Source organism: Pseudomonas sp. EL_65y_Pfl2_R96 (assembly GCF_963970905.1).
Classification (GTDB): domain Bacteria; phylum Pseudomonadota; class Gammaproteobacteria; order Pseudomonadales; family Pseudomonadaceae; genus Aquipseudomonas.
On sequence record NZ_CAXAQH010000002.1, the window covers coordinates 158,941 to 179,696 of the forward strand.

A 20,756-nucleotide genomic window follows, 5' to 3' on the forward strand; every position below is an offset into this window, starting at 1 on the left:
CCTGGAAGGCCTTTCTGGCCTGGTGTTGGCGGCGTTCTTTCTGATCGGCGTCATAGGCAAGATCTTTGTCTCCGGACAGATCGCCACCGACTATGCGCGCTGGGGATATCCGGGCTGGTTCCACTATTTGACCGGCTCACTTGAACTGATCACCGCGATTCTGCTGGCGCTCAAAGCTCTGCGTTTTTGGGGGGGCAATACCCGATCCAGTCAAGAGAAAGGGCGGCAACTGTAAAACCGCCCCCAGGTAGCTGCCAGGAACTTGCTAGTTACCATCCGCCACCTTCCGTTCTATCTCAGCTATTTTTCGACGGATTTCCTCAGCCTCCTGCTCCTGGGTTTGAGTCGAAGCGGGCGTATTGGCTGGATCTGCACCGTCGGCGTCACTGTCGCTGTCCTCAAGATCTCTTTCGACCACATCGACAGGTTTACCAGACGTATCGGTGGACGGGGCGTTCGTGGTTATTCCTGGTTTGACGTCGTCAACACTGCCATCGTTGTTCATATCGATTTACCTCCGTTGACCTACACATTGGATAACAGCGGTATGGATTGAGTTCGAGATTTTTTGCCGGTGTTCAGGTCAGGAAACCCACGATTTTCATCCTTTACGACGCGGCTCAACGGTTTGCGCTTTTTGGAAGGCCTCTCTATTGCCTCACTGGGATGTCGCAACCGTTCCCAGGGATGTCGTCCCCGGCCAACCGGCCTGAACACAGGTGCGCTTGGTAATAAGCTTTATTAGGGATTGATCTAGGAAATAGCATTCCAGAAGCGACCCTGTTCTTTCCTATAAGCGACTACGTCGTTTTTTGAATAAATAACCAAATGAATCATGCAGACGGTGCCGCCTTGGGTTTACCTGACCCCTGCCGTGATTCTCTTCAGCCTGGGGCGCGTGCCAGCAATGATTGCGACGATTGTGTACGGCATTCCACCGATGCTCAGATTGACGACCCTTGCCTTCAAGCAACTGCCCAAAGATCTGCTCGAGTTAGTCCAGGCGTCCGGAGCTTCGCCAAGGGACATTCTGTTCAAAGTCGAGCTGCCGACGGCCGCACCCACGCTGTTGGTCGGGTTGAACCAATGCATCCTCATGTCTTTGGCGATGGTGGTGCTGGCAGGTCTGGTGGGGGCGGGTGGTCTTGGCGGGTGGCGGGCCTTTGTTGCCGTCGGTTTCGATTGTTCAGGCTTGAGATAAATCCCACCCAATAAGCGAGATAACTCCGGTCCATTCCGGGATAGGCTGGCACAAATTGGGACACCCTGTGCAATAGAGTTGCAGCCCACGCAACAGAAAAACGCCCCGTTCAGTCATCAACTGACGGGGCAAACAGATCGACCTGACGACGCGCTATCTCATCCTTTCGGACCGCCTTCACGATTTTATAGATCCACTGAAGCGATACCCCCCACTTACGCGCTAGGTCGCTCTGGTTGGTGCCGTTGAATTCCTCATAGATCAACCGATCCCGCCGACTCAACTTACCCGCCAGCCCCATTGGAAAATAGACATTCTGCCCACCCCAATGCGCCGCCATACGGTCGGCGACCTCCTGGGCCACATGACGGGCAGCCGCTTCCTCCATCGACACCAACTCCTTGAGTGCCGCCGCCACATGCTCAGTCAGATCAATCAGCAGCTCCGGCCCCTTGCTTCGGAAGTCACTCATACATCCACCGCCGCAGCATCAAGGGCCAGGCTCATTTATCCTGCTCCTTCACCAGCGACAACCAGGCCACATCAACCCCTCGAACCTCCACGCTATTGCAGGTAAATTTCCCCGAAGGCACATAGCGGATTCGCTGAAGTTGATCCCCAAACCGGCGCATAAACAGCTCAACGCAGTCCGGCTCAATAAAAATCCTGTTATCCAGAAACACAAAGTGCTGAATCGCGATACCGACCCCACGCATTTCCCGAGTCAACTCATTAAAAGCCGAAAGCCTCGCCGGAAACGCCTCAGTCAAAATGCTCAACGGCTCAACCAGTGGCGCATCAGCCAGATTCAAAGCATCCATATCACACCCCCCGCACCACATCAGCGGTAACCTTCGGCACACCCAGCTGAACCGCCAAATTCATCGCTGCGATCACTAGATTGCCGATCGCCAGTGGATAAAGCAGCGACACAGTCACATCCCGCCCGCCATGACGTTGCGGCTGAGACAACCGCGCCGCAATCGCCTGAATGGCACCTTCATCCATCACATCCCCCAACGCCTTGCCCGCGCGATCGAAGCGGAACGTCAAAAACTCCACCAGCTTCGAGTTTTCAATCGGCGTCAGCGTGACCCGCTCACACCGCTGCACCACCTCACGTACATCCGCATTACGCTCACTCAACTTCACCCCCAGCTCGGGCTGGCCGATCATGATGATGCTGACCAACTTGGTGAACCCAATCTCCAACTCCAAAATCCGCTTCAAATGCTTGAGCGTCGGAATCGGCAAACTGTGCGCCTCCTCAATCACCAGACAATGGCGATACCCCGCGGCATGCGACTCCTTCAACGCCTTATGCAACTGAGCGAAGCGCGCCTCAGGACTGCTCTTAGGCTTAGCCAACGGCGCGACCGCAGCCATCATCGACTCAGCGATATGCGTACTCTTCAGCGACTTACCCTTGGCGTCGTTATCCTCCGACGCCAACACATAAGGCTCCATGACAATCACCGGCTCATTGTTCTCCGCAAGACGGTTCACCAAATCCCGACGAAGCGTACTCTTACCAGCCCCCGATTCCCCCTCAACCGCCAGAAACCCACCATGGCGCGCCGTCTGATACATCACCTCACGCACATACCGAATATCCGGGCTCACCCACATATCCTGAGCACACTGCAACTCATCAAACGGCTCTCGAAACAAACCAAAAGCTTTACGAGTCATTGGCTGTAACGTCTGCTTTGGCAGTAACATCAATTCGTCCTCCCCGGACGGCTCTTTCAAAAGGGCCGGACCTGCCGTGTTAGCGCACGGCGGGTCCACCTCATCAAACGCATCGGCGACAGCGGCGTCATTGGCTCCTGACTCAATCAAAAACCCCCGAATACGCCCCTGTAACTCGTCACTGTCCAAACTGCGCGGCCAGAGCCCGTGATTCACCAACTGCGCAACCGTTGCACCACTCAAGCGAAGCGACCTGGCCAACGCCGATTGAGGCTGACCCACCGCCTGCAAAACCTTCTTCAGCTTCAACATCACTCATCTCCAACCGCAGCCCGTACCAGGCTGAACGGTGTACGCAGGACCTCAACGGGTCGACTCAGCTCAGCCTCAATGGCCTCCAGCTGCTCCTCAAGAACACCCTCCGGGAAACGTTGCTGCAACCAGCCAAACGTCTGCGCCGTCCAAAGATGGCCAAGGCGCGGGCGCAACCACTTCGCAGCCTCAACATGACTCAAAGGCACACACTCAACAGAAGGCGCATTAACATCCAGGGCAGTGCCACGCCGAGGCAGAAAAGCCGGCAGCACCGTGTCATTGACATGTTTATGTGGATCAATCAGCCCACCGAACGGTACGGCCTTCGCCTTGCGGGCCGCCTGCGCATCGGCCTGATTCGTCGTGCCGGTCGCCATGTGCTCCAGCACCTTGCGCGACACCTGGGCCGGCGTTTCAGCGTGGCGTTTATACTGCTCACCGATCATCGCGGCCGTCTCGGCAAACCCAAACGCATCCACCCCAATGCGCTCAATCACGTGATACCGCTCACGCCCGTCATCGCCCACCAGCACCGCAATCGCCGAATCCTTATCCCGCCAACAATTGCGAGTGATCAGCAGCTGCTCACCCACCATCACCCCCGGCACCGAACTCACATCAAACGGCGAGCCCCGGAACGAAACCCGCAGCAAATTGCTCACCTTGCGGTTTTCCGGCGTACTCACCGCCAGCTCACGACACACCTCAACACTCGGTGCCAGACGCAACTGCTCCTGCTTAATCAACTGCCAAACGCCATACCGGGTGCGCCGCGTGCGGGTATGAATCGACGTCGCATTGAAATACCGCATCCACTGACCGGCCCACGCATTAATCTGCGCCAGACTATTCGCCGCCTGAAACTTCAGAGCGCTTTCAAACTCCCGCTCAACAAGGTTATGCGCCTGCTCGACCTGACCCTTGGCCCGCGCATTACCGACCCGATTAATCATCAAATCAATCGACAGCACACGGCACAGGTTACGGAAAATGCCACTGGTCATCGCCGCCCCCGGGTCCGTCATCAACACCCAAGGCACCCCATGAAACGGGTCGGACTCACAGCGCTTCTGCATCGCATTAATCAACACACTGCACAGATTCTCGGCCGACTCCGCCCCCAACACATACTCCACATACAGCGTGCCGCTCGTGTGGTCCGTGATCACATAACGCCACAGCCGCTGGCGCTCGATCTTCTTCAGATTGGCGGGCTTACCGTCGTAAAACTCGGCCTTATTCATCACCCGGGCGCCGTCATCGGCCAAGTAAAACTGCGTCGAAATCGACGCATCGATCTGCCAAACATGATTGGGATGCTGACTCGCCAACGACACCGCCGGAGCGTCTTGCAGCAACTGTTCGGGGTGCAACTTATAACCGCGCAACGCCCGGCTGATTGCGCTACGGCTCAAAGGTCGAAACTCACCCGTTTCCTCATCTAACCGGGCAGCCTTCACCAGGTTATTACTGCGCAAGCGCTCAACGGCCCGCATGATCGTCGACAGCTGCTTATTGTTGGCCCGGATCGACTCCAACAACACCGCCGAAATCAACCGCGCCTCCTCAAGCGGCAAAGCGCTGCAACCCGCATCACTGCGACGCTTACGCGGCTTAGCCAAGCGCACCGCCTTCAACTGGCGTTGCAGGGTCGAAATAGACACCCCCAGCGCCATCGCTCCAGCCTGATAAATGGCAGTACGTTCACCATGCACCGCCGCATCAGCGCTCCGTGCTATCTGCATCAACTGCTCAATGTGTACCGGATTCATCGATCAGCCCTCCGCAGGCATCAGCCAGACCGCGGCGCCATCCACCGGATCAAGCAAATTGAACTCACTGCGAACCGACCCCAGTGTGATTTCCAACTGCCGAATCAAACCGGCCTTAAAAGCACGGTGGTCCTCACCGCCAGCCGCCAACGTTTCAAGCTTGGCGAATCCCTCGCGCAGCGGCCCCAACACACTGGCCTCCGCCTCATAAGCAATCGCCGTCACTTCCCCGCGTAAAGCCTTCGCCGCTTCATCCGCCGGCATTGCCTGAATGCGCTTGCGAGTTGTCTCCAGCTCCCTGCGGGCCTTATCCAACTCACCGGTCTTCTTCGCCATCACCTCGCTTTGCGCGGTGTAATCAGCATTCGACTCATCAAGGCGCCGGCCTAACGCTTCCTTCTCCTTCGCGTGCTTAGCAATAATCTCCTCGGCAAGATCAACAAACGCCTCCTTATCACCGGCTTTAGCCACCTCAATCAGCGCCGCCTGCTGGTCCTGCGGCAAACGGCGATACTGGCCCAACTCGCGGTAACCAATCCCCATACGCGACATCGACTCCAGCGCCTCCTCGCCAAAGGCCCGCAAGTTCGCAATATCCCGATCCACCTGATCAACTGAACGCCCCAGCAACCCACAAAACTCATCCCACGTACCGCTCAACACCCCCGCACCGTGCGGACTTTTACGCCCGGCAATCCCCCGATACAGCTTGTTCTCCTTAACAAACGCCAACTTCGAAGTCCGCACCGTGCGGGAAAACTCCTCCAGCGCACCCGCCATCTGCGCCTGGCCCAACAACTGATTCACCATGTCCCGCTCATCACTGTGCGAGGCATGAAACGCCGCCATCGCATTCTGATCCGCCGACAACATCGCCCCATCCAAAACAGGCAACGCCAATGCCTCAACGGGATTGCTCTTGCTCCGTGCCATACATCACTCCTTAAACCCTGGACCCAGCGGCAATACGCTGATTGATTTCCTGCATGCGTCCCGTCAAACGCGCCATGTGCTCGGCATGCGCCTGCGCGATCTGCAACACACCCACCGAGTGAGCAAAGCGGCCGTTATCCAGCTTCAACGCCAAACCCTCCTCAATCAGCGTTTGCATGGCCCGCGTGATATTGCTCGGGCTGTCCTGCGTCAGAAAAGCCAGCTCCGTATTACTCAACCCCGTCACCGTGTGCCCCTTTAACGCCTTCAACACACGTAAAACCCGCGCAGCCGCCGACACCGGACGATTCATAACCTCGCCCTCGGCCTAAACAATTCAGGTAAATTGACAGCCTCAATACCAATGGCATTAAGTAACGATCTGGTGTGACATGAACTGAAAACACCGAAAACGGTGTGGAATCGTGTGTTTTTTGTAGGAAGTTTCTTTTTTTGCCCCGCGCACGCACACAGCGGGTGTTTTAAAGCGGTAGATTCCAAATAACCGATATGATTTTTCATCGTGAGCCTCACGCCACAAAACGGTTGAGCTCAAGAGCCGTCGCCGGGTTGGTACAAATTTCGCCGGCCTTAATACCCAACTTGATCGCGATCTCGTGGGCCTGGCCCCGCACACATTTCTTGCGCCCACCCAACACCTCAAACACCAGGTTGGGCGAAAAACGATTAGCGATTGCCCACTGGGTAATCGAAATACCTTTGGCCTTGAGCTCAGCTCGGGCCTGGTCTGCTGTACGTAGCTCCATGGGGTCACTCCGGGGGCTGCCGGCGCCATTAGGGTGCCGATTAAATTGCCGTTCGTGGTCGGACGGTGTGAACTCATGATGGAACCAATCGGTTCCTTTTAAAAGAATTATTGGTAACCGAATGGTTTCTTTTTGTGAACGACTGCGCGCAGAACGCACACGACTTGGCCTGAACCAGACCGACTTCGCGGCACTGGCCGGCGTGACAAAGAAAACGCAGATGCTCTACGAAGCAGAAGAACGCGTGCCCGACGCGAACTACATGGCCGCCATCGCCAAAGCCGGCGCCGACATGTACTTCATCATCACCGGGCAAAGAATCGCCGTCCCGCCGCCAGCCGCGACATGGGCCCCCATAGACAGCGAAAAGCTCGGCCGAATCATCGAAATGCTAGAGGCGGCTGCCAAACAAGCCGGTCGGCGCTGGCCGGCCAAAAAATTGGCCGAAGTGGCCGCAGAGGTCTACAACGCGCTGGGTGAAGATCAAGGGTTTGATGAACCACGCGTTGAGCGAATATTGAAGTTGGTAGTAAATCGCTAAATAGCAAAGGAGTTGTATGCCAAGCGAGGAAGAAGACCTGGTAAAAAAATTGTCAGCCAGGCTTTCAGGGGAAATCGAAAACCTCCCCAAGGATGGAAAAGATCACGCATTCACCGTAAACATCAAAGGCAATCGAGGGCACATCAACCTCGGGCACCAGACCTTTGACATAAAAACGGCCAAACAACCGCCGCCAGAAGACAGCAACCGCGCCAGAGGCTGCCCGCAGTGCGGCAACTGCACCTGGCGCTACACACAACTGTGCATGCACTGTGATTACAACCTGCACCACCACGACGACGTCGCGGCCAACGAAAAAGAAAGGGCTCGCAAGGAAAAAGCCACCCATCAAATGCTGAAGCTCTTTACCGTCTGCACGGGCGTAGCGTTACTCAGCTTTTTCATCACAGACTATTTGCCTGAACGCATAAAACCCTGGGCCATTGCCCTCACAGGCGTGTTTGGTTTATTGGCCTTTGTCATCATGACAACACCCAATGAACAAGCCGCCAGACGGTTGCGTAACCGTCACCTTGATGTAGTCATGGACGACTAAAAAAACAAAAGGAAGCCGTATGAACCAAAAGAAAAACAACACACCCTGGAAAGAAAAACACCCCGCCGAAAAAATCGGGTTGCTGGCTGGTTGGGCGGTCATTGCCGCCATCCTGTGGTACTGGTTAACACCGAGTCAGACCCCGCCAGCTGAGCCGCCCACCAACGTAATCGCCGAAGCACCACCCCCAGCGGCCATTCACACCTTCGCCAGCGCCCAAGCATTGATTGATGCGACCCTGTACCTCTCACAACTCGACGAAGCCATGGCTCAAGGCATGCCCATCCTTAAAGCCAACACCTTCCCTGAACTGGGCGATCACAGCCAAGTATTCAAAGCATTGCTTGAAACCGGACAAGCACAATTCGGCCGTTCCGTCTTCGAACCGCTAGGCCGCTGCAGCTCAGCGGGCATCTTCGCCAACAGCTGGTGGCAGGCCCAAGTGAGCGCTGCCCGACAAGGGGGCACCGAGTCCATTCCCGGCGCAATACAGAGCAGCCTAGATGCATACAAAATTAACCACATCGAATGCCTGAAAAACGCAGCCCCCTCGTAAGTGGTCGGTATTAGCCCACCACCCCATACTTCATTTTTTATCATCAACTACATTTATGATGTTTGTAGTTGATGAGTACGGGTAGAAATCAGGAAGATAGCTAACTATCTGCCCATCCCGAAAATAGTGGTGAGCAATAGAGGGGAACAAGCCAGCGTGAACTGGATGCAAAGCATTCGGGTTATGAAACATCGACATTCCTTCGCCCCAGCTCTCATTCGACTCACCGGTCACCCGATGGCTAAAAGTTTTCGGCAAGGCAGCATTTTCATCATGGTCATGATGAAACCCGGTTCGGATCAATATTACATTACTAGCACCGAAACCGGCCTGTTTCCCCATCCTGTTGAATTTGGATATTGTGCCGCTATTAGAGAATATGACCGCACTGATATTTTCAGCGTCCTTCTGAAAGAAATAACCGGAGGGTATCTCCTTTTTTTCGTGCTTATGTCTCTCAATGACAATGGGGTCGATGACTAGCTTTCCACTCTCATCAAAGTGCGAGTCATGCCGTACTCCGTACAAATAATTTGGCAACGACGTTGAACTCCATAACATCGACTGTTTGTCGTGAAAGTCTGCAATAGCTATCACAAGAGGATTACCCTCAACATGTTTATGCTTCCAATACTCTTTTTTAAGTTTGGTATAAAGTGGGCTTCCAAATCTTATAGGCATTTCATCCAAGGCTTTTTCTAAAATTTGCTCTTTGGTCAACGGTTCACCAAAGACACGAGCTTCATCCTCGGTCATTGGTTTTTGCCTGCCTACAATTGTGGCTTCAATGCAAATTTTTTGCCCATATTTATTTAAATTGAAGTCCGGGGCGTAATGTGATCTGTCGAATTCAAAATCTTCTTCGATAAAATACGCATTCAGGTACAACTCCCATAAACGGGCGTCAAATCCTGCAGATTGGAATTGGTCTACAAAATTACCATCAATGTCCGTGTAGTGAGGCATCATCTCTCCGATAATACCTTTGGCGGAGGAGAAAGAAGGCTCCTCGCACAGCCGCTTAAAGAACGGATGAAGCTTTTCTTCAGTTACAATGATATTGAAAAGATCCAGCGCCTTACCTTTGTCACCTTGAGGAAAGACACTTTGTCCGGTTCTCGTAATCTCTTGCATTTTGCCGAGCAATTGCTTTGCAGCTTCTTCTTGGTTTTCTATGCAAGATCCAACATCAAAGCCTCTATATCGTCCAATTTCATCACGCCCCATTGTAACCCACCCGTACTCATCGTCGAAATCGAGTAGTATCACTCCAAGGACTGATTCATCCTTATTGCAGTACCAATCGACTTCCTTGCTAACGAAAGCTGCGTAAGGTGTTCGGGATGGCCCCACTAGGGCGGTGAATCTTTTTTGGTCAATCTTATTTATTTTAATCTCATCGCTCATATAACTTTCCTTGTATGTGCTTTGTTTAATCATTATAGGCAAAGAGAGCAATGCGTCCATTAAGCACTCCAAAATTTGACCAGTTTTCCCGCATTGTCACCTCCTTAAACCAGATTAAAAGCCCCTCCAGCCCACGCCGCCCACCATAGCGGCGTGTGCATTTCCAGCGCCTCACATCCCGAGGCGCCACGACCGGAGGCGTCCCCCATGCGACCCGAACAACCCCGCGGCATCCGCAACTACAACCCCGGCAACATCCGCCACACCAACGGCGTCCGCTGGCAAGGCATGGCCGCCACCCAGCAAGACAACCAATTCGTCCAATACCTAAACCCACGCTGGGGCATCCGCGCCATGGCCCGGGTCCTCATCACCTACCAAGACAAACGCCTCGCCGCCAACGGCAGCCGCATCGACACCGTGCGCGAAATCGTCGAACGCTGGGCACCGCCCACCGAAAACAACACCGACGCCTACGTCATCAGCGTGGCCCGCGCCCTGGGTCTGGACCCCGACGTGGAAAGCGTCGACGTCTACGACTTCAACATCATGCGCGCGCTGGTCACCGTCATCATCCGCCACGAAAACGGCGCGGGCCCGTTGCCAGGAGGCCGCTGGTACGGCGACACCGTCATCGCCGAAGGCCTGTCACTGGCGGGCATCGAGCGAGGTATCAGCCACGGCCAATCGCTGGAGGCGCCCGCATGCCACTGATCAACAACTGGCGCCGCAGCTACAGGCTCTACAGCCTCCAGATAGGCTTGGTCATCGCCCTGGCCGGGCTCGCCCAACTGGAACTATTGCCCCTCTGGCAACCCCAGCTATCACCCAAAGCCTACGCCGCCCTCAACAGCGCACTGGCCATCCTCCTGTTCGTCGCACGCCTGATCAAACAAGGCCCCGACCAACCAGCCCTGCGCTAAACCGCAAACCCACAGGCGGTGTTGAATGAACCTGAACGACCTCAACTTCGGCTTCCAGACCGTGCAGTGGCTGATCCTCACGGTACTGGGCTTCTACACCTTCATGACCAAACGCCAAGCCGCCAGCGCCCAGGAACTGCTCGAACTGCGCACCCGCATCGTCGCCCTCGAAGAGCACATCCGGCACTTGCCAGACCCAACCGCCGTCACCGACCTGTTGGGCGACATGAAAGCCGTGCGCGCCGAACTGTCCGGGGTCAAAGACGCCCTCGGCCCTTTAGCCCGATCGCTCGACCGCATCAACGACTACCTGCTGCGAGAAAAAACATGACCCACTACGCCGACTTCCTGCGCCAAGACATGCGCCTGGTCATCCTGCGGCTGCTGGTCGAAATGCCCGGCTACCGCGCCAACAGCTCAGTCCTCAACACCGCCCTCGACAACTTCGGCCACACCGCCAGCCGCGACCAAGTCAAAACCGAACTGCACTGGCTCGCCGAACAAGGCGCCATGACCCTCGCCGACGTAGGCCCCGTGCTGGTCGCCACCCTCACCGAACGCGGCCAAGACATCGCTGCTGGCCGTGCCCGCGTGCCCGGCATCAAACGGCCGGGGGCCTGACCATGGCCGGCAAATCCTCCATCAACCGCCTACCGCCCACGGTCAAGGCCTACATCCAGAAGCTATTGCGCGAAGACCGCCTGACCCTCGACGACATGCTCGCCGACATCCAGGCACGCTTCCCCAACGAAAAAGCCCCCAGCCGCAGCGCCCTGGGTCGCTTCAAAGTCGGCTTCGACGAACTCATCGACAAGGCCCGTCAACAACGCGAAATGGCCGAAGCCTTCGTCGGCGCCTTTGGCGAAGACGCCTCAGACAAAACCGGCGCGTTACTGGTCGAAGCCATCTCAACCCTGACCTACCAGGCCGCCATGGGCGCCCACGAAAAAGACGACGTCACCATCGCCGAAGTCTCCGCCCTGGCCCGCGCCGCCAAAGCCACCATGGAAGCGCGAACCCTCAGCGTCAAAGAGCGCCAGGCCATCGAAAAGGCCACCCGCGAACGCCTGCTCCAAGAGCAAGCCGCCGAACTCGACAACGCCGTCAAAGCCCAAGGCATGACCGAAGACCAGGCCCTGTTCTGGCGACAAAAATTCCTCGGCGTCAAACCATGAAACCGTCCGCCAGCACACTGCGCGTCATCGAATGGGACGAACTTCCACCCAGCGTCCGCCAGATCCCCGAAGGCTACAACCCGTTGCTCGAAGGCATCCTCATGGCCCACCAGTCCGACTGGCTGGCCATCGACGCGCACATCAAACTCTGTGAAAAAGGACGCCGCACCGGCATCACCTTCGCCGAAGCACTGGACTCGGTCATCACCGCCGCCTCGCAAAAAATCGCTGGCGGTATGGACTGCTTCTACATTGGCGACACCAAAGAAAAGGGCCTGGAATTCATCGGCTACTGCGCCAAGTTCAGTCGCGTGATCGCCGAAGCCCAAGCCTCGGGCGTCAGCCAAATCGAAGAGTTCCTCTTCCAAGATCAAGATGACGCCGGCAACACCCGCCACATCAACGCCTACCGCATCCGCTACGCCTCGGGCTTCAAAATCGTCGCGCTCTCCAGCAACCCGGCGGGCGTGCGCGGCCTACAAGGCAAAGTCATCATCGACGAGGCCGCCTTTCACCGCGACGTCTCCGCCGTGCTCGACGCCGCCACCGCGCTGCTCATCTGGGGCGGCCGCATCGTCATCATCAGCACCCACAACGGCAAGGCCAACGCGTTCAACCAAATGGTCAGCGACATCCGCGACCAGCGCTACGGCAGCAGCGCCCAGGTCTTCCGCGCCACCTTCGACGACGCCGTGGCCAACGGCTTGTTCGAGCGGGTGTGCTTCATGGCCGGCAAGGTCGCCACGCCAGAAGGTAAGGAAGCCTGGTACAAACAAATCCGTAACGCCTACGGCCCGCGCAAGGCACAGATGCGCGAAGAACTTGACGCCATCCCCCGCGACGGCAACGGTGTGTGCATTCCCGGCGTCTGGATTGATGAAGCCATGCGCCCCGGTCGCACCGTCCTGCGCCTGGCACTGGACGACGACTTCACCCAACAGCCGGTCTACCGGCGCGAGGCCTACGTCAACGACTGGATCGAGCGCTACCTGGCGTCATTGCTACAGCCGCTTAATGCCGAACGACGCCACTTCCTCGGCATGGACTACGCCCGTCACCGGGACTTCTCCATCATCTGCCCCATGTCCGTCGACCAGGCGCGGCACCGCGATGTGCCGTTCGTGGTCGAGATGCACAAAGTGCCCACCCGGCAACAACAGCAGATCCTGTTCTACATCCTGCGCCGACTGCCGCGCTTCGTCGGCGCTGCACTGGATGCCACCGGCAGCGGCGAAACACTCGCCGAAGACACCGCCGACGAGTTCGGCCACAACCGCATCCAACAAGTGAAAATCACCCGTACCTGGTACGGCGCCTGGATGCCCAAGTTCGTGCAACTGTTCGAAGACGCCACCCTCACGTTGCCCAAAGACGACTCCCTGCACCAAGACATCCGGGCCATCGAAACCGTGGACGGCATCCCCATGATCGTCAAAGCCCGCAAACAAGACCTCAAAGACCCCGACCTCTACCGCCACGGCGACTTCGCTGGCGCAGGCGCCTTGGCCAACTTCGCCACGCTCGAAGTCGCCAGCGGTCCCGTCAACGTCAAATCCCGCCGCCCACGCCAGGGCCAACGCATCACTCAGGGGTACGCATGAACACCACCGGCCTGTGGGTCAGCCCCACCGAATTCTTAAGCTTCGCCGAAGCCAAACGCAGCACCAGGCTCAACCACCACATCGCCACCCGTGGCCGCACAGAAACAGGCGGCCTCAGCGGCGCTAATCTGCCCAACCCAGACCCCATCCTCAAAGCCCAAGGCAAAGACATCACCGTCTACCGCGACCTGCGCAGTTCCGCCTTGGTCGGCGGCAACATCCGCCGCCGCAAGGCCGCTGTACTGTCCCTGGAACGCGGCCTAAAACGCGGCGAGGCGCCGCCGAATGTCGAGCGCTTCATCACCGACTGGCTCACCGACCTCGACCTGGACCGCATCATCCGCGAACTGCTCGACGCACCGTTGTTCGGCTACCAACCCGTCGAACTCATGTGGCAACCGCTGGGCCTGCACCAAGTGCCACAAGATCTACTCGGCAAACCGGCCGAATGGTTCTTCTACGACAAAGACAACACACTGCGCTTTCGCGCCAAAGACGCAGGCCAAGACGGCGAGCTGTGCGACCCGCGACGCTTCATCGTCGCTCGCCAAGACGCCACCTACGCCAACCCCTACGGTTTCCCGGACCTCAGCATGTGCTTCTGGCCAGCCACCTTCATGAAAGGCGGGCTGAAGTTCTGGGTCCAGTTCACGGAAAAATACGGCAGCCCCTGGGTCATCGGAAAACACCCCCGCGGCGCCACCGACGACGAAACAGAATTGCTGCTCAACAGCCTCGAAGCCATGGTCCAAGACGCCGTCGCGGCCATTCCGGATGATGCCAGCGTGCAAATCATCGAAGCCGCCGGTAAAGCCGGCAGCGCCGAGGTCTACCGCCAATTGCTGGAGTACTGCCGCAGCGAAATCAACGTCGCCATGCTCGGGCAAAACCAGACCACCGAAAAAGACAGCAACCACGCCAGCGCCACCGCCGGCGCCGAAGTCACCAAAGACATCCGCGATGGCGACGCTGCCATCGTCGCCACCGCGTTAAATGCCTGCATCCGCCAAGTCGTCGACATCAACTTCGGCGCAGACGTCGTCGCACCGCTGTATGCGCTGTGGCAACAAGAAGAAATCGACAAAAGCCTGGCCCAACGCGACAAAGCCCTGACCGACTCCGGCGTTAAATTCACCAACGCCTACTGGCAGCGCACCTACAACCTGCAAGACGGCGACCTGCAACCACCACCAGCCGCCACCGACTCACCCGAATTTGCCGAACCAACCCTACGGCCGCGACTGGATCAACTCGCACTCGACCAAGCCATCAACAGCCTGCCCGCCGAAGTACTCCAACAACACAGCGAACAAACCCTCAACGCGGTGTTAGCCGAAGCCTCGCCACAGCACGAAGACCAGGCACCCGAACAACCGCTCGCCAATCTCCTGTTCATAGCCGACACCTGGGGCCGCCTCAGCGCCAGCGCCGATCGGGAAGACTGACATGGCCACTCCCGCGAAACGCCTCAACCCGGCAGACCTCAAAGCCATCTTCGGCCTCGAACCGACCAACGCCATCGCCTACCTAAAACAAAAGGGCTACGCCATCACCTGGCACTGGCAAGACATGCTCGACCAGGCTCATGACCAAGCTTTCACCGTCGCCAAAGCCATGCGCCTGGACCTGCTGTCCGACATCCGCGCCGCGTTGGAAACGGCCCTACAACAGGGCCAAACCCTCAAGCAATTCACCGCCAACCTGCAACCAGTCTTGCAAGCCCAAGGCTGGTGGGGCAAACAAGTCATCGTCGACAGCCAAGGTACTGGCGAGCTGGTCCAACTCGGTAGCCCCCGTCGCCTAAAAACCATCTACCAGACCAACCTGCAAAGCGCCTACATGGCCGGCCGCAAAGCCAGCATGGAGCAGACCACCGAGACCCACCCATACTGGATGTACATCGCCATCCTCGACGGCAAAACCCGCAGCAGCCACCGGGCCATGCACGGCCAGGTCTTCCGTCACGACGACGCCATCTGGTCAACCATCTTCCCGCCCAACGGCTTCAACTGCCGCTGCCGCGTCATCGCCCTGAGCGAAGCCGCCGTCAAACGCCGCGGGCTCACCGTCGTCTCCAGCCAGGGAAAAACCTTCACCGAAACGGTCGAGACCGGCACCGACAAACGAACCGGGGAAATCAAAACGGCCACCATCACCGGCCTACGCACCATCGACGCCCAAGGCCGCACCTTCACATTCCGCACCGCCCCCGGCTTCAACCACGCCCCCGGCACCAGCTTGGCCCAAGCCCTGAAACACAAAGAGGTCGCTGCCCAACGCCATACCGGATAAACACCGCCATCCCTGTGGGAGCGAGCCTGCTCGCGATAACGGTGGCCCAGCCAACACCAACCAGACAGGCCGAAACCCGCCCCCAGTAGGAGCTGGCGAAGCCTGCGATCTTTTGATCCAGGCGGCCCAGAAATTCGCCAAACATCCCAGCTTCAAACACACAAACCTGTGGCGAGGAAGCTTGCTCCCGCTGGGCTGCACAGCAGCCCCAACCCAGAACGGAAGACCCACCATGTTCACCCTCGAACTAGAACACCAACGCATACAACAAGCCCTAAGCAAAGTGGAATCGGCCATCGGCGACCTCACACTACTCATGCACGGCATAGCCGCCGAACTCGCCAGCCAAACCGAAGAAAACTTCGACCAAGAAGGCCGCCCCCAATGGCCCGAACTCTCCGACACCACCACCGAGCGCCGCGCCAAACACGGCCACTGGCCCGGCCAGATCCTGCAAGTCAGCGCCGCCGGCCTAGCGGCTTCCATCACCACCCATGCGACCGAAAGCTCCGCCATGATCGGCAGTAACAAACCGTATGCAGCCATGATGCAATTTGGTGGGGAGCAGGCAGATTTTCCGCACTTATGGGGCGACATACCGGGTCGGCCATATCTGCCCATGGACAGCGAAGGCAATCTGCAACCGCAAGCGGAAGAAGCCATCCTGGCATCGGCACTCAATCATCTTGAAAGGGCTTCTCGCAAATGAATGAAGTAGCGAATGAGAGGGCGATGAACAGCGCGTGGGGTCTGTAGCGTAGAAAAACGTCCTGAACACTTCAGTTCAAGCGCTAGCGGGAATGAATTTGAAAGGACGGTCTGTCTAACTACTCCCGATTTTTCCCTAGGAATTGGACGCTGCTGATGTCAATGCGCTACTTTTGTTTCACTGACACAAATAAATACACAGGGAAGCTTCAATGGGAACTGTTTTTTTTAAGGAGGGGTTGCAGATGAAGGTAGATCACGACCGTCCACTACTCGCATACGCCTATCTTGCTCAAACTGGTGATCAAAACGACATTCTGAGCGGACTCGTGCCAATCGTGTCCCCAATAGCTCAGGAAAATGCCGGAAAACAGTTCGATGCGAAAGAACTCTGTGAAAAGCTTACAGCGCTTTATGGAATTGAAATTCACCCTTGGGTTTCAGAGGAACTCATTCCTAATCTTGTAAGTGCTGGAGTTTTAATTTCATCTGATATAGGTAATGGGGTGGTTCGCCACTTCTATGCACCAGCCGAAAAATTCGAAAATGTGAAGTCTGTAGAAGGTGAAATACGCGCCTTAGTCAACGAGTTTACAGCATACTGTACGCCCCTTATTCCAGCGGATGAGACCGTCGACGAACAAGAACTGGAGACAATATTTCTCAATCAATTAGTATCCTTGGATTTTCATACCTCCTTACTAAAGCCGGGCGTATCTATACCTGAACGCTCGGATGCAAGGCCAATACTTACACTGAATAGAGGCGGCAGTAAGCTACATGTTCCGACACCGCAAGAAACTCAACGCATGGATCGGCTGCGGCTATTGTGTGCGACCTTCATTATTAAATTAAAAGAAGAAAGTAGTCCGCTATTTTCTTGCCTTATAAGAATTGCGAGCGGGGCCATCGCGGCGGAGTACATACTCAATCTGAGAGAGCCAAACACAACCACGTCACTTAAAGGCATGAAGTTTTACTTGGATGGCCCTTTGGTCATGTCTTACTTGGATCTGAGTGAGCCGCAAGCGTTTACTTATGTCAACCTGCTCCTTCAGAAACTCTTGGAAAAAGGGGCGATACTGTGCATATTCAATCACCATGTAGAGGAAATCGCTGACAATCTTCGTGCTGCTCTTAAACAGGCTGCACTCGGAAATGGCCATCGCGCAACTTTTCGTAGACTCCGGCAAGCAAGCTTCAGATCTTATGTAGAATCAGTTCTAGCCAATCTTGATTCTACGATAAGAAGAAAAAACATCACTATTATAAAGACGCCTACAACTCCCGAGGCGTATTTCTCGCAAGCTCAACAGAGTGACCTACTTAGTAGGCTTGGAAGTTACGCAGTACATGCACGTGATCGTGACGCTTCAGCAATCGCTGGCGTAGTGCGGCTTCGGGCGGGGAATATAGCGAAAACCAGCGATTTTCACAAATCCCAACATATTTTCGTGACTGACAACGCAAACGTAGCTAAACGTTCGGCCATCTTTCTGCGAGAAGAAAAAATCTATCAAGAGTGGGACGTTCCGGCGGCTATAACTGATCGTCATCTTGCAGGTTTGGTGCTGGTGTTGTTTGGCGCCCAGGCAGCAAATGAAATAGCTCGTCAGAAGTTAATTGCCAACTGTGCTTCTGCCTTAGAGCCAAGTCAAGAGTTATTGGCTAGCGTCACCAACTTTCTTTCTGGAGTTGATAACAATCAAGCAGAGCATTTCCGAGCAATAATGACCACGCAGCGGTCGGCTCAATATATGACGAGATTCATGCTAGAGCAAAAATTGACTCTGGATAATGTTGAGGATGCTGAAGAGGTGCTTGCGCACCTAGAGGAACAATGGAAAACGACTCTCAGAACAGAAAGCCAAGAGGAAGCGGGCCGTGTAAAAGAGGAATATGAAGAAGCTTTGAAATTTGAGAGGGAAGCGACTTCTAAAGCGGCCGCGGAATCCCAGGAAATAAATTTTCAATTTGAGCAGCACAGGCTCGAAGCCACCCAGCAGCATGAAGCCAATCAAATTGAGCTATCACGATTGCGCGATAGTTTACTCGCGATGGAACAGTCAAAGCTCGATGCAGAGGAGCGAGAAAAGCAGTTGGCGAAGTCCGCAGTGGAAAAACTTTTTAAAGACACAGAGAGTAACAGCCACAAAAGATTAGCCCTCTCAGTCAGAGTCGCGCTGGCGGTAAGTCTTATTATATCAGGCATAGTAACGTATTGGGCTCTTGCACCAGACTCGCTTACAATCAAAGTCTTGATAGTTCTTGGTGCATTGACGCTTACTTTGGTATCGTCTGCACTGGCTGGAAAAGTGATAGAAAACTGGAGCAAATCAAAAGCCCACAAAGAGTTTTTCTCTAAACTTGGAAGCGATTACGTTATCCAGCGGCGCCTAGAATATCTAGACATTGATTACAGTAAAAAAGAGGTGCTAATACGAGCTGAAATATTGGCTAGTGATGAGCCGCTTTACCCTGGCGAACAGAAAATACTGTAATACAATGCCACTAATTATGATTTAAAGTAATATTAGTTAGGGTTGGACCAACAGTGCTGAGAGTGATATCTCGGCACTGTTGGTCTGCGCGTTGCACGAATACTCTGTAGAGCCCAATACTGCTATTGCCACCTAAAACCTGACCTGTCACCCTGCGCCCCGTTCAAAGGATCAGGACAAGGAATCAAGGATTGAGTGGCTACATACCCAAACCGGCCCGGCCCAACTCGCCCAAGGGCTATAGCGGCAGCGTCGAGCCCGTTGATGTTAACGCTCAGCATTGGGCGCAATACAAAGACCTCCCACCCGAGCCAGACGTAAAACCCGACCCCTTAGGCTGTGTGTTTGCCAAGAGCTGCAACCTGCCCGACGGTGAAATCAATTACACCAACCCAGCAGGGTTTGTGCCCGTTGAAAAGCTGGCCGACTACGGACTATGGGCCGTGCTGGGCACTGGGGCTGCAATATCGGCCGAAGGCACCTCACTCCAATTAGTCGGTGGCTCAACAACCGGCGGCGCCATTGCCCAACGGCTGGGCGGCTCTCTTGCACTCCATTTGCTGGAGGGGGCTGGCGCTGTGGCGGCAGGTGCTGCCGTCGGTACGGTCGCACTGTTAATGCCTAACACCAGCATTGCCCCCGACAGTGCCTTCTACAAAAACGATCAGTACGCAACGCTCAAGGCTGGCCGCACGCGTGTCCGCGTCAACGTGAAAACCTTGCCAGACGGCTCCGTCAACGCGTACGGGTTCTACACCGGCGGCAAAAAAGACTGGGAAAATGTCCCGTCATAGAGGCGACGAAGAGCGATGAAAAATACGTTGCCGACATAGGCAACGGTATTGGCCTCACCTGGACGCCCGCCGCGAGCCCAGACGGTGTATTGGGTATTCCTGCGCTGAAAGGCGCCCCACAATTGCCACCCGTATGGGTGTACCCGCCGACAGCGCAATCCGACACGTTGCTGGAAAACCCAGAGCATCCCCCCGAGTTCCAGGATGCAATCATCTGGTTCCCGGCTGACGCAGGCCTAGAGCCCATCTACATTGTGCTCAGCACGCAGTTAGAGAAAAACAAAGCGGCTGGCGCTGCGTTTGAGGAAGAATCCTACGAAGGGTTTTCCGAAGAAATGGAAGAATCAGGTCAACAGGTCACAATCAAAACAGAGAGCGGTACCCGAACCCGCCTCGATATGATCGGTAGAGACGCCAATGGCGATATCGCGTGCGTCGAATGTAAAGCCTCTGAAACGGCACCGCTGACACGCAATCAAAAGCGGGCATTCCCGGAAATCGAGCAGAGTGGTGGGCGCATTGTAGGCAAGGGTAAACCCGGCTTCCCCGGCGGTACGGAAATCCCGCCTACCCGAGTAGAAATCTTGCGACCACCGCAAAAACTAACCAATTAAAGGAGCTGTCATGTCAGTAACAGACGCCAAAATCATTGATATGTGGGGCATCCCAAAATGGGACAACAGCAAGATCATTCTCGGCATCACTGATCATCTCGAATGGGGCGAAAAAGCCGAACAAGGCGAGCACCTGCTGGTGCTTCAAGAGAAAATCAACACCTACATCGCCTTCATCGAAAGCGGTGAAATCTACACCGAGATTCCCGGCGCACAGGGCAAATCGCCTGTCATCCGTGTTCACGGCAAGTATGAACTGCCCGAGCAAGGCGAGATGTTCATTGATCGCGTTGCCGAGACACTGAAGGAAGTGGGTATTGGATTCGAGTTCGTGCTTAAAACGGATAAAGAAAAAAGCAACAAGTGACAAGGGCAACAATTCCCAGCCTGTCCAGCCCTCCAGAAGGG

Annotated in this window: 24 protein-coding genes and 2 pseudogenes; 17 read left to right on the top strand and 9 right to left on the bottom strand. The window is 55.8% G+C overall.

What is annotated here, in order from left to right; all coding sequences use genetic code 11:
- The first annotated feature begins 22 nt into the window (after window positions 1-22).
- Window positions 23-235: a DoxX family protein gene (locus AACY49_RS03325; RefSeq protein ID WP_258700337.1), complete on the top strand. Its 213-nt coding sequence runs from the start codon at window positions 23-25 to the stop codon at window positions 233-235.
- 30 nt (window positions 236-265) lie between these two features.
- Here the strand turns inward: AACY49_RS03325 and AACY49_RS03330 are convergent, their stop codons facing one another.
- Entirely contained in the window at window positions 266-505 is a 240-nt protein-coding gene (locus AACY49_RS03330; RefSeq protein WP_339521602.1) for a hypothetical protein, read from the bottom strand.
- Window positions 506-832: 327 nt separating this feature from the next.
- Here AACY49_RS03330 and AACY49_RS03335 point away from each other — a divergent pair.
- Window positions 833-1,150: pseudogene (locus AACY49_RS03335) on the top strand (ABC transporter permease subunit); the annotation flags it as partial.
- 160 nt (window positions 1,151-1,310) lie between these two features.
- On the opposite strand, the gene AACY49_RS03340 reads toward AACY49_RS03335, so the two are convergent.
- The 7 genes from AACY49_RS03340 to AACY49_RS03370 form a co-directional block, all read right to left on the bottom strand.
- The gene (locus tag AACY49_RS03340) at window positions 1,311-1,673 is read right to left on the bottom strand and encodes a Mor transcription activator family protein (RefSeq protein WP_339521603.1); all 363 of its coding nucleotides are present in this window, start codon (window positions 1,671-1,673) and stop codon (window positions 1,311-1,313) included.
- Between the two features lie 31 nt (window positions 1,674-1,704).
- The gene (locus tag AACY49_RS03345) at window positions 1,705-2,022 is read right to left on the bottom strand and encodes a hypothetical protein (RefSeq protein ID WP_339521604.1); all 318 of its coding nucleotides are present in this window, start codon (window positions 2,020-2,022) and stop codon (window positions 1,705-1,707) included.
- Window position 2,023: 1 nt separating this feature from the next.
- Window positions 2,024-3,205 carry an ExeA family protein gene (locus tag AACY49_RS03350; protein ID WP_339521605.1) on the bottom strand — a complete coding sequence of 394 codons (1,182 nt, stop codon included), beginning with the start codon at window positions 3,203-3,205 and terminating at the stop codon, window positions 2,024-2,026.
- Window positions 3,205-4,980: an integrase gene (locus AACY49_RS03355; RefSeq protein ID WP_339521606.1), complete on the bottom strand. Its 1,776-nt coding sequence runs from the start codon at window positions 4,978-4,980 to the stop codon at window positions 3,205-3,207. Before AACY49_RS03355 ends, AACY49_RS03350 begins: the two co-directional genes overlap by 1 nt.
- A 3-nt stretch (window positions 4,981-4,983) precedes the next feature.
- On the bottom strand, window positions 4,984-5,913 hold the full coding sequence (locus AACY49_RS03360; protein ID WP_339521607.1) for a hypothetical protein: 930 nt from the start codon (window positions 5,911-5,913) through the stop codon (window positions 4,984-4,986).
- 10 nt (window positions 5,914-5,923) lie between these two features.
- The gene (locus AACY49_RS03365; RefSeq protein ID WP_030129152.1) at window positions 5,924-6,226 is read right to left on the bottom strand and encodes a helix-turn-helix domain-containing protein; all 303 of its coding nucleotides are present in this window, start codon (window positions 6,224-6,226) and stop codon (window positions 5,924-5,926) included.
- Between the two features lie 217 nt (window positions 6,227-6,443).
- Window positions 6,444-6,680 (bottom strand): DNA-binding protein, encoded by a 237-nt coding sequence (locus tag AACY49_RS03370; RefSeq protein ID WP_339521608.1) that lies wholly within the window; start codon window positions 6,678-6,680, stop codon window positions 6,444-6,446.
- A 121-nt stretch (window positions 6,681-6,801) separates the two neighbouring features.
- Here AACY49_RS03370 and AACY49_RS03375 point away from each other — a divergent pair, with 121 nt between their 5' ends.
- The 3 genes from AACY49_RS03375 to AACY49_RS03385 are packed head-to-tail and all read left to right on the top strand — an operon-like array spanning window position 6,802 to window position 8,333.
- The gene (locus AACY49_RS03375) at window positions 6,802-7,221 is read left to right on the top strand and encodes a helix-turn-helix domain-containing protein (RefSeq protein WP_339521609.1); all 420 of its coding nucleotides are present in this window, start codon (window positions 6,802-6,804) and stop codon (window positions 7,219-7,221) included.
- 16 nt (window positions 7,222-7,237) lie between these two features.
- Window positions 7,238-7,777 carry a hypothetical protein gene (locus AACY49_RS03380; protein WP_339521610.1) on the top strand — a complete coding sequence of 180 codons (540 nt, stop codon included), beginning with the start codon at window positions 7,238-7,240 and terminating at the stop codon, window positions 7,775-7,777.
- A gap of 19 nt (window positions 7,778-7,796) precedes the next feature.
- Window positions 7,797-8,333, top strand: coding sequence for a hypothetical protein (locus AACY49_RS03385; protein ID WP_339521611.1), 537 nt, complete (start codon window positions 7,797-7,799; stop codon window positions 8,331-8,333).
- Window positions 8,334-8,363: 30 nt separating this feature from the next.
- Here the strand turns inward: AACY49_RS03385 and AACY49_RS03390 are convergent, their stop codons facing one another.
- A complete protein-coding gene (locus AACY49_RS03390) occupies window positions 8,364-9,800 on the bottom strand; it encodes a hypothetical protein (protein WP_339521612.1) in 1,437 nt (478 codons plus the stop codon).
- A 147-nt stretch (window positions 9,801-9,947) separates the two neighbouring features.
- Between AACY49_RS03390 and AACY49_RS03395 the strand changes: the two genes are divergently transcribed.
- The 12 genes and pseudogenes from AACY49_RS03395 (at window position 9,948) to AACY49_RS03450 (ending at window position 20,715) form a co-directional block, all read left to right on the top strand.
- Window positions 9,948-10,454, top strand: coding sequence for a structural protein (locus AACY49_RS03395; protein ID WP_339521613.1), 507 nt, complete (start codon window positions 9,948-9,950; stop codon window positions 10,452-10,454).
- Window positions 10,445-10,663, top strand: coding sequence for a DUF7940 domain-containing protein (locus AACY49_RS03400; protein ID WP_339521614.1), 219 nt, complete (start codon window positions 10,445-10,447; stop codon window positions 10,661-10,663). Before AACY49_RS03395 ends, AACY49_RS03400 begins: the two co-directional genes overlap by 10 nt.
- Before the next feature lie 25 nt (window positions 10,664-10,688).
- The gene (locus tag AACY49_RS03405) at window positions 10,689-10,994 is read left to right on the top strand and encodes a hypothetical protein (protein WP_030129144.1); all 306 of its coding nucleotides are present in this window, start codon (window positions 10,689-10,691) and stop codon (window positions 10,992-10,994) included.
- Window positions 10,991-11,284 carry a VpaChn25_0724 family phage protein gene (locus AACY49_RS03410; protein ID WP_046056673.1) on the top strand — a complete coding sequence of 98 codons (294 nt, stop codon included), beginning with the start codon at window positions 10,991-10,993 and terminating at the stop codon, window positions 11,282-11,284. Before AACY49_RS03405 ends, AACY49_RS03410 begins: the two co-directional genes overlap by 4 nt.
- Before the next feature lie 2 nt (window positions 11,285-11,286).
- Window positions 11,287-11,838, top strand: coding sequence for a phage protein Gp27 family protein (locus AACY49_RS03415; RefSeq protein ID WP_339521615.1), 552 nt, complete (start codon window positions 11,287-11,289; stop codon window positions 11,836-11,838).
- A complete protein-coding gene (locus tag AACY49_RS03420; RefSeq protein ID WP_339521616.1) occupies window positions 11,835-13,439 on the top strand; it encodes a hypothetical protein in 1,605 nt (534 codons plus the stop codon). The genes AACY49_RS03415 and AACY49_RS03420 overlap by 4 nt, the downstream gene beginning before the upstream one ends.
- Window positions 13,436-14,884 (top strand): DUF935 domain-containing protein, encoded by a 1,449-nt coding sequence (locus tag AACY49_RS03425; protein WP_339521617.1) that lies wholly within the window; start codon window positions 13,436-13,438, stop codon window positions 14,882-14,884. The genes AACY49_RS03420 and AACY49_RS03425 overlap by 4 nt, the downstream gene beginning before the upstream one ends.
- Window position 14,885: 1 nt before the next feature.
- Window positions 14,886-15,731, top strand: a complete 846-nt coding sequence (locus AACY49_RS03430; RefSeq protein WP_339521618.1) for a phage head morphogenesis protein — start codon at window positions 14,886-14,888, stop codon at window positions 15,729-15,731.
- A 232-nt stretch (window positions 15,732-15,963) separates the two neighbouring features.
- Window positions 15,964-16,440 carry a phage virion morphogenesis protein gene (locus AACY49_RS03435; protein WP_339521619.1) on the top strand — a complete coding sequence of 159 codons (477 nt, stop codon included), beginning with the start codon at window positions 15,964-15,966 and terminating at the stop codon, window positions 16,438-16,440.
- A 244-nt stretch (window positions 16,441-16,684) separates the two neighbouring features.
- Window positions 16,685-18,940, top strand: a complete 2,256-nt coding sequence (locus AACY49_RS03440) for a hypothetical protein (protein WP_339521620.1) — start codon at window positions 16,685-16,687, stop codon at window positions 18,938-18,940.
- 191 nt (window positions 18,941-19,131) lie between these two features.
- Window positions 19,132-20,348 (top strand): annotated as a pseudogene (locus AACY49_RS03445) (S-type pyocin domain-containing protein).
- Window positions 20,349-20,358: 10 nt separating this feature from the next.
- Window positions 20,359-20,715, top strand: coding sequence for a DUF6572 domain-containing protein (locus tag AACY49_RS03450; RefSeq protein WP_339521621.1), 357 nt, complete (start codon window positions 20,359-20,361; stop codon window positions 20,713-20,715).
- The last annotated feature ends 41 nt before the right edge of the window (window positions 20,716-20,756 follow it).